Annotated in this window: 12 protein-coding genes; all 12 read right to left on the bottom strand. The window is 63.2% G+C overall.

Going from position 1 to position 13,281, the window contains the following annotated elements; all coding sequences use genetic code 11:
• Positions 1-4: 4 nt before the first annotated feature.
• The 12 genes from BJN45_RS03305 to mraZ are packed head-to-tail and all read right to left on the bottom strand — an operon-like array spanning position 5 to position 13,185.
• The gene (locus BJN45_RS03305; protein WP_076092005.1) at positions 5-910 is read right to left on the bottom strand and encodes a D-alanine--D-alanine ligase; all 906 of its coding nucleotides are present in this window, start codon (positions 908-910) and stop codon (positions 5-7) included.
• The gene (murC, locus tag BJN45_RS03300) at positions 907-2,298 is read right to left on the bottom strand and encodes a UDP-N-acetylmuramate--L-alanine ligase (RefSeq protein WP_076092003.1); all 1,392 of its coding nucleotides are present in this window, start codon (positions 2,296-2,298) and stop codon (positions 907-909) included. Before murC ends, BJN45_RS03305 begins: the two co-directional genes overlap by 4 nt.
• The gene (gene murG, locus BJN45_RS03295; RefSeq protein ID WP_076092001.1) at positions 2,295-3,353 is read right to left on the bottom strand and encodes an undecaprenyldiphospho-muramoylpentapeptide beta-N-acetylglucosaminyltransferase; all 1,059 of its coding nucleotides are present in this window, start codon (positions 3,351-3,353) and stop codon (positions 2,295-2,297) included. Before murG ends, murC begins: the two co-directional genes overlap by 4 nt.
• Positions 3,350-4,513, bottom strand: coding sequence for a putative lipid II flippase FtsW (gene ftsW, locus BJN45_RS03290; RefSeq protein WP_083650757.1), 1,164 nt, complete (start codon positions 4,511-4,513; stop codon positions 3,350-3,352). Before ftsW ends, murG begins: the two co-directional genes overlap by 4 nt.
• Positions 4,510-5,862 carry a UDP-N-acetylmuramoyl-L-alanine--D-glutamate ligase gene (gene murD / locus BJN45_RS03285; RefSeq protein ID WP_076091997.1) on the bottom strand — a complete coding sequence of 451 codons (1,353 nt, stop codon included), beginning with the start codon at positions 5,860-5,862 and terminating at the stop codon, positions 4,510-4,512. The genes ftsW and murD overlap by 4 nt, the downstream gene beginning before the upstream one ends.
• Positions 5,863-6,966 carry a phospho-N-acetylmuramoyl-pentapeptide-transferase gene (gene mraY / locus BJN45_RS03280; RefSeq protein ID WP_076091995.1) on the bottom strand — a complete coding sequence of 368 codons (1,104 nt, stop codon included), beginning with the start codon at positions 6,964-6,966 and terminating at the stop codon, positions 5,863-5,865.
• Positions 6,966-8,324 (bottom strand): UDP-N-acetylmuramoyl-tripeptide--D-alanyl-D-alanine ligase, encoded by a 1,359-nt coding sequence (locus BJN45_RS03275; protein ID WP_088179040.1) that lies wholly within the window; start codon positions 8,322-8,324, stop codon positions 6,966-6,968. Before BJN45_RS03275 ends, mraY begins: the two co-directional genes overlap by 1 nt.
• Positions 8,324-9,796: a UDP-N-acetylmuramoyl-L-alanyl-D-glutamate--2,6-diaminopimelate ligase gene (locus BJN45_RS03270; RefSeq protein ID WP_076091991.1), complete on the bottom strand. Its 1,473-nt coding sequence runs from the start codon at positions 9,794-9,796 to the stop codon at positions 8,324-8,326. Before BJN45_RS03270 ends, BJN45_RS03275 begins: the two co-directional genes overlap by 1 nt.
• Positions 9,796-11,544, bottom strand: coding sequence for a peptidoglycan D,D-transpeptidase FtsI family protein (locus BJN45_RS03265; protein ID WP_076091989.1), 1,749 nt, complete (start codon positions 11,542-11,544; stop codon positions 9,796-9,798). Before BJN45_RS03265 ends, BJN45_RS03270 begins: the two co-directional genes overlap by 1 nt.
• Positions 11,544-11,816 carry a cell division protein FtsL gene (ftsL, locus tag BJN45_RS03260; RefSeq protein ID WP_076091987.1) on the bottom strand — a complete coding sequence of 91 codons (273 nt, stop codon included), beginning with the start codon at positions 11,814-11,816 and terminating at the stop codon, positions 11,544-11,546. Before ftsL ends, BJN45_RS03265 begins: the two co-directional genes overlap by 1 nt.
• On the bottom strand, positions 11,816-12,742 hold the full coding sequence (gene rsmH, locus BJN45_RS03255; protein WP_076091985.1) for a 16S rRNA (cytosine(1402)-N(4))-methyltransferase RsmH: 927 nt from the start codon (positions 12,740-12,742) through the stop codon (positions 11,816-11,818). Before rsmH ends, ftsL begins: the two co-directional genes overlap by 1 nt.
• Complete coding sequence (gene mraZ / locus BJN45_RS03250; RefSeq protein ID WP_076091983.1) at positions 12,739-13,185, bottom strand: division/cell wall cluster transcriptional repressor MraZ; 447 nt, start codon at positions 13,183-13,185, stop codon at positions 12,739-12,741. Before mraZ ends, rsmH begins: the two co-directional genes overlap by 4 nt.
• Positions 13,186-13,281: the final 96 nt, after the last annotated feature.

The following is a 13,281-nucleotide window of genomic DNA, read 5'->3' as shown; positions in this document are numbered from 1 at the left end:
CGTCTCAGTCGTTGGCCGCCAGTTCGAGGACGCGCCGCACCAGCGCCGGGTAGTCCATGCCGGCTACGCGTGCGCCCATCGGCACCAGCGAGTGATCGGTCATGCCCGGGGCAGTGTTCACTTCCAGGAAATAGTGATTGCCGTCCTCGTCCATCAGAAAATCGACCCGCCCCCAGCCACGGCCGCCAAGCATGCGGAATGCTTCCAGGGCCTGCGCCCGGATCTGCATTTCCTTCGCTTCCGGCAATCCGCAGGGGCACAGGTATTGGGTATCGTCGCGGTTGTACTTGGCTTCGTAGTCGTACCACTCGGTTGCCGGCACGATCTTGATGATCGGCAGCACCTGGTCGCCAACAATGCCGACCGTGTATTCACCGCCCATCACGCCTTTTTCGGCGATCACCAGTGGATCGTGGCGGGCGGCTTCTTCATAGGCGGCTTTCAGCGCGCCCGGCGTCTTGACCTTGGTCACGCCGATCGACGAGCCTTCGCGCGCCGGCTTGACGAACAGCGGCAGACCCAGCTCGTCCTCGACGTCGGCGAAATCCGAATCGGCGGTGAGCAATGCGTATTCCGGTATCGGCAGACCGGTCGCCTGCCACATCAGCTTGGTCCGGAACTTGTCCATCGCCAGCGCCGAGGCGAGCACGCCGGAACCGGTATAGGGAATGTGCATGACCTCAAGCGCCCCCTGGATCGTGCCGTCTTCACCGTGCCGGCCGTGCAGCGCAATGAAAGCACGGTCGTAGCCCTTCAGCGCGTCGAGCGGCTGCTCGGCCGGATCGAAGGCGTGGGCGTCAACACCCTGGCCGAGCAATGCGGCCAGCACGCGCGCACCACTGTTCAGGGAAACCTCGCGCTCGGCGGAGGTTCCGCCGAAGAGGACTGCGACCTTGCCGAAACCGCTCATTTGCCTTCCACCAGTTTGCCGGGCACCGCACCGATCGAACCGGCGCCCATCGTCAACACCACGTCGCCATCGCGGGCGACATCCATGATCGTTTGCGGCATCGCCGCGATATCTTCAACAAAGACCGGCTCGACCTTGCCGCCAACACGCAGCGCCCGTGCCAGCGAGCGGCCGTCGGCAGCGACGATCGGCGCCTCGCCGGCGGCGTAGATTTCCGCCAGACAAAGCGCGTCGACCGTGGACAACACCTTGACGAAGTCCTCGAAGCAGTCGCGGGTGCGCGTGTAACGGTGCGGCTGGAAGGCCAGCAGCAGGCGCCGACCGGGGAAGGCGCCGCGGGCCGCCGCCAGCGTCGCTGCCATTTCCACCGGGTGATGGCCGTAGTCGTCGACCAGCGTGAAGCTGCCACCGGCCGCCAGCGCGACTTCGCCGTAGCGCTGGAAACGGCGGCCAACGCCCTTGAACTCGGCCAGCGCCTTGACGATGGCCGTATCGGCGACACCGACTTCGGTGGCGACGGCAATCGCTGCCAGCGCATTGAGCACGTTGTGCATGCCCGGCGTATTCAGCGTGATCTCGAGACGGGAGGTCGTGCCATTGACGCGAACACAGGTGAAGCGCATCTGGCCGCCATCGGCAACAACGTTCTCGGCGAAGAAATTGCATTCCGGATTGAAACCGTAGGTGACGATCTGCTTGCTCACTTGCGGCATGATCGCGCGCACGTTGGCGTCGTCGCCGCAGAGCACGGCGACGCCGTAGAACGGCAGGCGGTTGAGGAAATCAACGAAGGCGCCCTTAAGCCGCTCGAAATCGTGGCCGTAGGTTTCCATGTGGTCGGCGTCGATGTTGGTGACCACCGAAATCACCGGCGACAGGAACAGGAAAGATGCGTCCGACTCGTCCGCCTCGGCTACCAGGAAGTCGCCGCTGCCCAACCGCGCGTTGGCGCCGGCGGCATTCAGGCGGCCGCCGATGACGAAGGTCGGATCGATGCCGCCTTCGGCCAGGATGCTGGTGACCAGGCTGGTCGTCGTCGTCTTGCCGTGGGTGCCGGCGATGGCGATGCCGCGCTTCAGGCGCATCAGTTCGGCCAGCATCTGGGCGCGCGGCACGACCGGGATGTGTTTGGCACGTGCCGCAATCACTTCCGGATTGTCTTCCTTGACCGCCGTCGAAACCACCACTGCGTCGGCTCCGGCGATGTTTTCGTCGGCGTGGCCAATGGTGACGCGCACGCCCTCGCCCTCGAGACGACGGGTCGTCGCGCTGGCCGCGATGTCCGAACCACTGACCGTGTAGTCGAGGTGAGCGAGCACTTCAGCGATACCGCTCATGCCCGAACCGCCGACACCGACGAAGTGGATGTGTTTGACCTTGTGTTTCATTTGGCGACTTCTGTGCAGAGATTGACCACGTCCAGCGTGGCATCCGGCTTGGCCAGACTGCGGGCCTTTTCGGCCATTTCCAGCAGTTGACCGCGCGAATAATTGCGGATCAGCGCAATAGCGTCCGGCGTCAGTTCGGTTTGTGGCAGCAGGAAGGCACCGCCGACGTTGACCAGGAAACGCGCATTCGCCGTCTGGTGGTCGTCCACCGCATGCGGGAACGGCACCAGGATGCTGGCAACGCCGACTGCCGCCAGTTCGGCCACAGTCAACGCGCCGGCGCGACAGATGACCAGATCGGCCCAAGCGTAGGCGCCGGCCATGTCCTCGATGAACGGAACACAGTGCGCCTGCACGCCAACTGCCGCATACGCAGCCTTCAGCGCGTCAATATGCTTCTCGCCTGCCTGGTGGACAATCTGCGGCTGATTCTCTGCCGACAACAGGGCCATGCCCTTGGGCACCATCTCGTTCAGGGCCTGGGCACCCAGGCTGCCGCCAATGACAAGCACCCGCAACGCACCGCTGCGTTCGGCAAAACGCTCGGCCGGCGCTGCCGCGGCAGTGATTTCCGGACGTACCGGATTACCTAGCCAGACCGCTTTCTTCAGCACATCCGGAAAGCCGGTGGCAATCCGGTCGGCGACACCGGCCAGCACCCTGTTGGCCAATCCGGCCACCGAATTCTGTTCGTGCAGCACCAATGGCACACCGGTCAGCGCGGCCATCATGCCCCCCGGGAAAGTGATGTAGCCGCCCATGCCCAAGACAACATCGGGCTGCACCTGACGGATGGCCTGCCAGCCCTGCCAGAAACCGCGCAGCAGATTGACCGGCAACAGCAATTTGCGCAACAGCCCCTTGCCACGCAGGGCCGAGAACTTCACCCAGACCATTTCGAACCCGTGCTGCGGCACCAACCGCGCTTCCATACCTTCCGGATTACCCAGCCAGACGACCCGCCAGCCGGCATCGCGCATCTTGTGGGCGACGGCCAGCGCCGGGAAGATGTGGCCGCCGGTGCCGCCGGCCATGATCATGATGGTTTTACTCATAACTTCCCTCCACGCATCAATTGGCGATTTTCCCAGTCCACTCGCAGGAGAATCGCCAGTGCCACGCAGTTGGCGAGGATGCCCGAGCCGCCGAAGCTCATCAGCGGCAGGGTCAGGCCCTTGGTCGGCAACAGGCCGACATTGACGCCCATGTTGATGAAGGACTGCACGCCCATCCAGATGCCGATACCCATGGCGACCAGCGCCGGATACAGACGATCAAGTTGCACGCACTGACGACCGATGGCGAAGGCGCGCTGGACCAGGACGGCAAACAGTGCAATCACGGTCAACACACCGACGAAGCCCAGTTCCTCGCCGATCACGGCGAGCAGGAAGTCGGTATGCGCCTCCGGCAGGTAAAACAGTTTTTCGACGCTGGCACCGAGACCGACACCGAACAGCTCGCCGCGACCAAATGCGATCAGCGAGTGCGACAACTGATAGCCGCGACCAAAGGCGTCCGCCCACGGGTCCATGAAGCCGAAAATGCGGTCGCGCCGGTAGGGCGATACGATGATCATCACGGCAAAGGCGATCAGCAGGCCGACGATCAGCAGCGCGAACATCCGCGCCTTCAAGCCGCCGAGAAAAAGAATGCCCATGGCGATCGAGATGATGACGACGAAAGCACCGAAGTCCGGCTCCTTGAGCAACAGGATGCCGACCAGCGCCATCGCGCCGAACATCGGCAGGAAAGCCTGTTTCAGATCATGCATGACGTTGATCTTGCGGATCGTGTAGTCGGCGGCGTAAAGCACCGCGAACAACTTCATCAGTTCGGATGGCTGCAGATTGGCAAACCCCAGGGGCAGCCAGCGGCGGGCGCCATTGACGTCGCGGCCGATGCCGGGGATGAGCACGATCGCCAGCAGCACGACGCCGACCATGAACAAAAGGGGCGCGTATTTCTGCCAGGCGGTCAACGGCAGCTGGAAGGCGACGGCACCGGCAACCAGCCCGATGCACAGGAAAATACTGTGACGGATCAGGTAGTAACCCGGCTGGTGATTGGTGAACCGACCGGCCTCGGCAATGGCAATCGATGCCGAATAGACCATCACCAGACCGCCGAGCAGCAGCAACAGCGCCGACCACAGCAAGGCGTGGTCGATCTCGGCCAACTGCTGGCGCGGCGAATCGAGTGCGGAGAGCATCATGGCTGAAGCTCCTTGACGGCATCGATGAAGGTCTGCGCGCGGTGGGCGTAGTTGCGGTACATGTCGAGGCTGGCGCAGGCCGGCGACAGCAGCACGCAGTCGCCCGGCTCGGCGCGGGCGGCCAGCCAGCGGACGGCGGCATCCATGTCGCCGACGATGGCGGTCGGCACGCCGCAGCCCTCAATGGCCATGCCAATTGCCGCTGCATCGCGGCCAATCAGCGCCACTGCGCGGCCGTGCTTTGCCAGCGCCGGCTTCAGCGGCGAGAAATCCTGGCCCTTGCCGTCGCCGCCAAGGACGATGGCAACCTGGCGGCCCATGCCCTCGATCGCTGCCAGCGTCGCGCCGACGTTGGTACCCTTGGAGTCGTCGACATAAACGACACCATTGATCTCGGCCACCTGCTCGACCCGGTGCGGCAGGCCGCGGAAGGTTTTCAGCGGGGCGACCAGGCGGGCAGCGGCGACACCGATGGCATCGCACAGTGCCAACGCCGCCATCGCATTGGCGGCATTGTGCAAACCGGCCAGCTGCAGCTCGTCTACCGCGACAATCATTTCCTTGCCGCGCCAGATTGCACCATCGGCATAACCATAATCGGTCCCGCGCGGCGCTGCAGCGAGGCCGAAAGTGATCATCTTGCGGCCGCAGCGGCCATTGGCCATCGACCAGTCGTCGTCGCGATTGAGGATCAGCGTGCCCTTGCCCTGGAAGACGCGCGACTTGGCCGCGGCGTAATTGGCCAGACTGCCATCGTAACGATCCAGGTGATCTTCAGAGACATTGAGTACGGTCGCGGCGGCGGCATTCAGATGATGCGTGGTTTCCAGCTGGAAGCTCGACAGCTCAAGCACCCAGACGGCGGGCAGCGTGCCGGCATCCTGCGCATCCATCAATGCATCGAGCGCCGACGGTGAGATGTTGCCGCAGGCAATTGCCGGCACATTGGCGCCGTTGAGCAGATGGGCGGTCAGCGCGGTGGTTGTCGTCTTGCCGTTGCTGCCGGTGATGGCGATGATCTGCGAAGCCGGCACCTGTTCGCGCACACCGGCGGCAAACAGTTCGATTTCCGAGATCAGCGGCAGGCCACAGTTGGCAATCGCCGGCGTCGCCTTCGGCACACCCGGCGACAGGGCAACGATGTCCATGCCGGCGAATGTCGCTTCGGCAAACGCCCCGGCCAGCAGTTCGGCGCCGGGCGCCACAGCTTGCAGTGCTTCAACATTCGGCGGATTGTCGCGCGAATCGGCGACACGGACGAACGCGCCCTGGCGATGCAGCCACTTGGCCATCGCCAGTCCGGACTCACCGAGCCCGATCACCAGAACGCGTTTGCCCCGAAGTTCCATTTACCGCAGCTTCAAGCTCGCCAGCCCGATCAGGACCAGCATGATGGTGATGATCCAGAAGCGGACGACAACCTGCGTCTCCTTCCAGCCCGTCTGTTCGAAATGATGGTGCAGCGGTGCCATGCGCAATATTCGCCGGCCCTCGCCATATTTCTTCTTGGTGTATTTGAACCATGACACCTGCAGCATCACCGACAGCGTCTCGACGACGAAGACGCCGCCCATGATCAGCAGCACGATTTCCTGGCGGACGATGACGGCGACGGTACCGAGTGCGGCGCCGAGCGACAGCGCGCCGACGTCGCCCATGAAGACCTCGGCCGGATAGGCGTTGAACCACAGGAAGCCGAGCCCGGCCCCGGCGATGGCGCCGAGCAGGATGCACAATTCGCCGGCACCGGGCACGTACGGCACCAGCAGGTACTTGGCATAGACGGCGTTACCGGCGACGTAGGCGAAGATGGCGAAGGCTGAGGCGATCATCACCGTCGGCATGATCGCCAGGCCGTCGAGACCGTCGGTCAGGTTGACCGCATTGCTGGTACCGACGATGACGAAGTAGGTCAGTGTGATGAAGCCGACGATGCCCAGCGGATAGGCGACGCTCTTGAAGAAAGGCACGATCAGTTCGGTTTGTGCGGTCGACGTCGCCGAAAAGGCCAAAAACAATGCTGCACCCGCACCAAGAACCGACTGCCAGAAGAACTTCCAGCGACTGGCCAGCCCGTTCGGATCGCGATAGACGACCTTCTTCCAGTCGTCATACCAGCCGATGATGCCGAAGCCGAGCGTGACGACGAGTACGGTCCACACGTACTTGTTGCTCAGGTCACCCCACAACAGCGTCGTGATGCCGATGGCGATCAGGATCAGCACGCCGCCCATGGTCGGCGTCCCGGATTTCACCAGGTGTGTCTGCGGACCGTCGGTACGCACCGCCTGACCGATCTTCTTGGCCGCCAGCCAGCGGATGACGGCCGGTCCGGCGGCAAAGGAAATCAGCAGCGCGGTCATTGCCGCGAGTACCGTACGCAGCGTGATGTAATTGAAGACATTGAAGAAGCGAATGTCCTGGGCAAGCCATTGGGCCAATGCGAGCAGCATCAGTTTTTCTCCCCGGAAGCGAGGGCATCGGCCACTCTTTCCATTTTCATGAAGCGCGAACCCTTCACCAGCACGGTGGTTTCTGGGCCCAATTCCTTGTCGACCGCAACAATCAGCTTGTCGATGTTGCAGAAGTGACGGGCGCCTTCGCCGAAGTTGCGTACCGCCTGCTGCACGGCATCGCCGAGCGCAAACAGCCGGTCGACACCCTGACTCTTGGCATAGCCGCCAATCTCGTCGTGATACTGGCCGCTGGCCTCGCCGATCTCGCCCATGTCACCAAGCACCAGCACCTTGCGGCCGATGGTTGCGGCAAGCACGTCGATGCCGGCACGGACCGAATCCGGATTGGCGTTGTAGGTATCGTCGAGGATCTCGGCACCGTTCCTGCCGGCACGTCGCTGCAGGCGCCCCTTGACGCCGGCGAAACGCCCCAGGCCTTCGCCCACGGCGGCCAGCGGAATACCTGCTGCAAGGCATGCAGCGGCGGCGGCCATGGCGTTGCGGGCGTTGTGGCGCCCGGGAATGCCCAGCGTGAACGCTGCCTGGCCTTCTGCGGCCGTCAGTTCCATCGTGATTTCCAGGCCATGCTGACGTACCACGCCATGCACATCGGCCGGCCGGTCGATGCCGAAACTGCGTACCGTACGGTTGCCGACCATGCCGCACCAGAACCCGGCGTAGCTGTCGTCTTCATTGATCACGGCAATGCCGCCGGCGGACAAGCCATTGAAGATCGATCCCTTTTCCCGCGCCACCTCGTCAAGATCGCCCATCCCTTCAAGGTGGGCACGCTGGGCATTGGTCACCAGCGCCACTGTCGGTGCACCGATATGCGTCAGATAGTCGATTTCGCCCGGATGGTTCATGCCCATCTCGATGACCGCCGCGCGGTGACTGGCATCCAGCGCCAGCAGCGTCAGCGGCAAGCCGATGTCGTTGTTGAGATTGCCGCGCGTCGCCAGCACTGCGTCACCGAAGGCCGCCTTGAGGATCGCGGCGATCATTTCCTTGGTCGTCGTCTTGCCGTTGGAACCGGTCACGGCGATCACCGGCAGGTCGAACTCAGCCCGCCACGCTGCTGCCAGACGACCGAGCGCCAGGCGCGTATCGTCGACGACAACAGCGGGCGCGCCGGCCGGAATGCGTGCCGCATCGGCGACCAGCAGCGCCCCGGCACCGGCAGCCACAGCCGCATCGAGGAAATCATGGGCATCGAAGCGTTCGCCACGCAGAGCGATGAACAGTTGCCCGGCGGCGACGGCGCGGGTATCGGTCGTCACGCCATGCAGCGACAGGTCCTGGCCGACCAGTTGACCGCCAGTTACTTCAGCAACGCGGGAAAGCAGCCAGTTCATCATGCGTGCTCCCTGGTTTCGCTACGCAGGAGCAAGGCATCCCGGGCCGCGTCGATATCGGAAAATGGCAGCCGCTCACCGGCAACCTCCTGATAGTTTTCGTGCCCCTTGCCAGCCAGCAGGACAACGTCGGCATCCGCCGCTTCATGGATCGCGCGGCGGATTGCCTGTGCCCGGTCAATCTCGACCTCGGCATGCAGCATGCCTTCCAGGATCGCTTCGATGATTGCCTGCGGCGACTCGCTGCGCGGGTTGTCGCTGGTCACCATGACGCGATCGGCAGCGGCCTCGGCGATGCTGCCCATCTGCGAGCGCTTGCCCTTGTCCCGGTCGCCGCCGCAACCGAAAACCGCAACCAGCTTGCCGCCACGCGAATCGGCCACCGGCTTCAGCGCGGCCAGCGCATTGCGCAATGCATCAGGCGTATGGGCATAGTCGACGACGACCAGCGGTTCGCCGATGCCACCAAGCCGTTCCATCCGCCCCGGCGGTGGCGTCAGTTCCGACAGGCGGCGAGCGATTTCCGCGGGCATCACGCCGGCATCGTGCAGCACGGCCGCACAGGCCAGCAAATTCGAAACGTTGTAGCGGCCAACCAGCGCCGTATCGACCATCGCCCGACCATTCGGCATGACGATCTCGAAACGCTGCCCGAATGGCGTGTCCGTCAGCTTTTCCGCCCGCACCAGCGCGGGAAAATCGCGACGCGGCGCTGCCAGCGAATAGCCGATCACCCGCATCGCCGTCGTTTCGCGCATCAGGCGCAGACCGAATTCATCATCGAGGTTGATCACCGCCGTCCGCAGGCGGGGCCACAGGAAGAGTTTTTCCTTGGCTGCCGCATAAGCTTCCATGCTGCCGTGATAGTCTAGGTGATCACGAGTCAGGTTGGTGAACACTGCAACATCGACGCGCAGACCGTTCATCCGCCCTTCCTCGATGCCGATCGAACTCGCTTCCAGTGCGCAGGCTGCCGCCTTGTGCTCGCGGAACCCGGCCAGACAGCGCATCAGCGTCGTCGCTTCCGGCGTCGTGAACCCGGTTGTCGTCAGCGCATCGGGAAAGCCGACGCCAAGCGTACCGATGATCGCGCACGGACGCGGGTAGACGCGACCCAGACACTGGCTGACCGTGGTCTTGCCGTTGGTCCCGGTAATCGCAATCAGCGACATGCCTTCGCTCGGATGGCCGTAGATCGCGTGTGCCAGCGGACCGGCCAGCGAACGCAACTGCTCGGCGGGGAAATTTGCCACGGTCCACGCCGGATTCCAGACAAAATCACCGCCCGGCTGCCAGACCACCGCCTTCGCTCCACGCGCCAGCGCGTCGCCGATGTACTGTCGACCATCGGCGAGGTCGCCGGGATAGGCCAGAAAGATATCGCCGGCAACCAGCTGGCGACTGTCGTCGGCAATCCCCGAGGCTTCGACGCCAAGGCTTTCCAGACGATCGAGAATTTCACGCGGCGTCATCACATCCGCCCCTTTCCATCATTGACCGCGGCCACCTGTAGCGGCGCGTCCGGCGCGATGCCAAGCGTCCGCAATGCGCCACCCATGACACCGGCGAACACCGGCCCGGCGATCTGTCCGCCGTAATACTGGTTGCCGCCCGGCTCGTCGATCATCACGGCGACCACCAGGCGGGGATTCGAAATCGGTGCGATACCGACGAAAGAAGCGATGTACTTGTTGGCATAGGCACCGCCCTCCAGCTTGTGCGCGGTGCCGGTCTTGCCGCCAACGCGATAGCCGGGCACGGCCGCCTTCGGCGCCGTACCACCGGGACCGACGACCATTTCCAGCATGGCGCGCATTTCGCGGGCGGTCTGTGCGGAAAAAACCGGCGTGCCATGCACCACCGGCTGATCGACGCGCAACAGCGATGCCGGCACCAGATCGCCATCACGGGCAAAGACGGTATACGCACGTGCCAGCTGGATCAGGCTGACGGAAATGCCATGACCGTAGGACATCGTCGCCTGTTCGATCGGGCGCCAGTTCTTCCAGGGCCGCAAGCGCCCACCGACCTCGCCGGGAAAACCGAGCTGCGGCGCCTTGCCGAAACCGAGATCATCGAACATTTCCCACATCCACTCAGCCGGCATGCTCAGGGCAATTTTTGTGGTGCCTACATTCGAGGACTTCTGGATGACCTGAGCCACCGTCAACTCGCCGCTGGAATGCGCATCGGTAATTACCGAACGGCCAATCGTGATACGTCCTGGCGCGCAATCAACAATCGAATCGTAACGGTACTTGCCCTTCTCCAGGCCGAGCGCAACGGTGAATGGCTTCAATGTCGAACCAGGCTCGAAGGTATCGGTGACGGCACGGTTGCGCAGTTGCTCGCCGGACAGCTTGGCCCGGTTGTTCGGGTTGTAGGTCGGCCAGTTGGCCAGGGCCAGGATTTCTCCGGTACGCGTATCAAGAACGACAATACCGCCACCCTTGGCCTTGTGCTCGCCGACCGTCGCCTTCAAGTGGCTGTAGGCGAGGTACTGGATCTTAGAGTCGATGGCCAGCGTGACATCGTTGCCATCACGCGGCGGCCGGGTTGCACCGACATCCTCGATGATGTTGCCGCGCCGGTCGCGAATCACCGTCCGGGCACCCGGACGACCCAGAAGGGATTGCTGGAAGGCCAGTTCGACCCCCTCCAGCCCCTTGTCATCGACGCCGGTAAACCCAACCAGATGGGCGGTCATGTCACCCGCCGGATAGTAACGGCGATATTCCTTTTCCTGATGGATGCCAGGCAGCTTCAAGGCGGCAATCTGCTCGGCGGTCTGCGGCGGCACCTGACGCTTGACGAAAACAAAGGTCTTCTCGGAAGCCAGCCGGGCATCCAGTTCGCGCGGCTTCAACTCGACCAGTTCAGCCAGCAGGCGCTTCTGTTCGCCGCTCATCGTCCGCGCATCGGCCGGAATTGCCCAGATCGAACGCATTGGCGTCGACACCGCCAGCATGTCGCCATGGCGGTCCGTCACCTTGCCGCGTGAGGCGGAAATTTCGATATCGCGCAGGTAACGTGAATCGCCCTTTTCCTGCAGGAAATCGTTGTTGATCACCTGCAGATAGAAAGCGCGCATCAGCAAGGCGAGGAAAGCCGCCATCAGCAGCAGCCCGACCATGCGCGAACGCCAGCCCTGCAGGGCCAGTTGCAGGATCGGGCTCTCGGTGTAGCGATGACCGCGCTGCGGGCGACGACGCACAACCATCAGCGAGCCTCCTGCAGATTGACCGGCACCACCGCCTGCGGCGCCGGCACAACCATGCGCAGACGTTCACGGGCAATCTTCTCGACGCGCGGATGGGTCGCCCAGGTCGACATCTCGATCTGCAACTGACCGTACTCGACGTCAAGCTGGCGCACCTTCTCCTGCTCGGCTTCGAGTGCCTGGAACAGCTTGCGCCCGCGATGCTGCGAAGTGACCACCGCCAGGGCACAAAGCACGATGAGCAACAGGAGAAAAAGATTGAGCCGGAACATCAGAGCTTCTCGGCTACCCGCATCACCGCGCTGCGCGCCCGCGGATTCGCCGCGACCTCGTCGGTCGACGGGCGCAGCGCCTTGCCGATCAAACGCAGCTTCGGTTTGGGCAATTGATCGGCGCGCAACGGCAGTCCCTTGGGCAAGGAATCTGCGGTCGACTGCGCGCGCATGAAGTTTTTCACGATGCGGTCTTCGAGCGAATGAAAGGAAATGACCACCAGCCGGCCACCGGGCTTGAGCAAGTCCAGCGCCTGCGGCAGTGCTACCTCCAGCTGGCGGAGCTCTTGATTGATATGAATCCGTAGAGCTTGAAAGCTGCGCGTCGCCGGGTCCTGCCCTGGCTCACGGGTGCGCACGGTCTCGCGAACGAGGGCCGCGAACTGAGCTGTTGTGACAATTGGTTGTTCGACCCGAGCAGCCACAACCTTCTTTGCAATCTGGAAAGCAAACCGTTCTTCGCCATAATTTTTGATGACCTCCGTGATATCCCTTATTTCGGCCCGCGCCAGCCATTCGGCCGCCGTCTCGCCCTGCGTCGTGTCCATCCGCATGTCGAGCGGCGCGTCATGGCGAAAGCTGAAGCCGCGCTCCCCGTCGTCGATTTGCGGCGACGACACCCCTACATCAAACAAAATCCCGTCCACGGCAGAAATACCCGCCTCGGCAGCAGCCTCCGACAACTCACCAAAAGCCCGATGCACCAGCCGGAAGCGACTGTCGCCAATAGCCTCGCCAGCAAGAATTGCCTGCGGATCGCGGTCGACCGCAACCAGACGACCGTTTTCACCCAGCGAGGAAAGAATGCGACGACTGTGCCCACCGCGACCGAAGGTCGCGTCCATGTAAACACCGTCGTTCTTGATCGCCAGGGAATCCACCGCCTCTTCGAGCAGCACCGTGACATGGGCGCCGCCGGGGCTCACAGCACGAGATCCCCGAGTCCGGCCGGCAGATCGCCCGTAAGCGCCTCGGCTGCCAGGTCGTTCTGCTGCTGCCAGCCCGCCTCGCTCCAGATTTCGAAATGGCTCCCCATGCCGACTAGGTAAACCGTTTTCTCGAACTTCGCGTAAGTACGCAGCTCGGGCGCAATCAACAGACGACCAGCCGAATCCGGGGCTTCGGTGCGGGCATTACCAACCATCACGCGCTTGATCGCAGCCGCCCGCGGATCAAGGCTGGACGCTTTCAGTATCTGGTCGCGGATCGGCTGCCAGGCCGGCGCCGGGTACAGCAGCAGGCAACGATGCGGATGCGCGGTCAGCACCAGCGATCCCTCACCGGCGGCGAGCAGGACGTCACGATGCCTTGCCGGTATGGCAAGCCGTCCTTTCGCATCCAGATTGAGCGCCGCAGCCCCCTCGAACATCCCGTTTACCCACTTTTCAACACGTTTACCCACTTTAGAGCAACAACCATGGCGCGTCAATAGAGAAATTGGGAATTTTTCTTACACAACAATGAC

Origin of the sequence: Azonexus hydrophilus (assembly GCF_001956855.1) — a bacterium.
Classification (GTDB): Bacteria; Pseudomonadota; Gammaproteobacteria; order Burkholderiales; family Rhodocyclaceae; genus Azonexus; species Azonexus hydrophilus_A.
The sequence above is the reverse complement of the archived record's forward strand: the minus strand, read 5'-3'. Positions and strand labels throughout refer to the sequence as shown.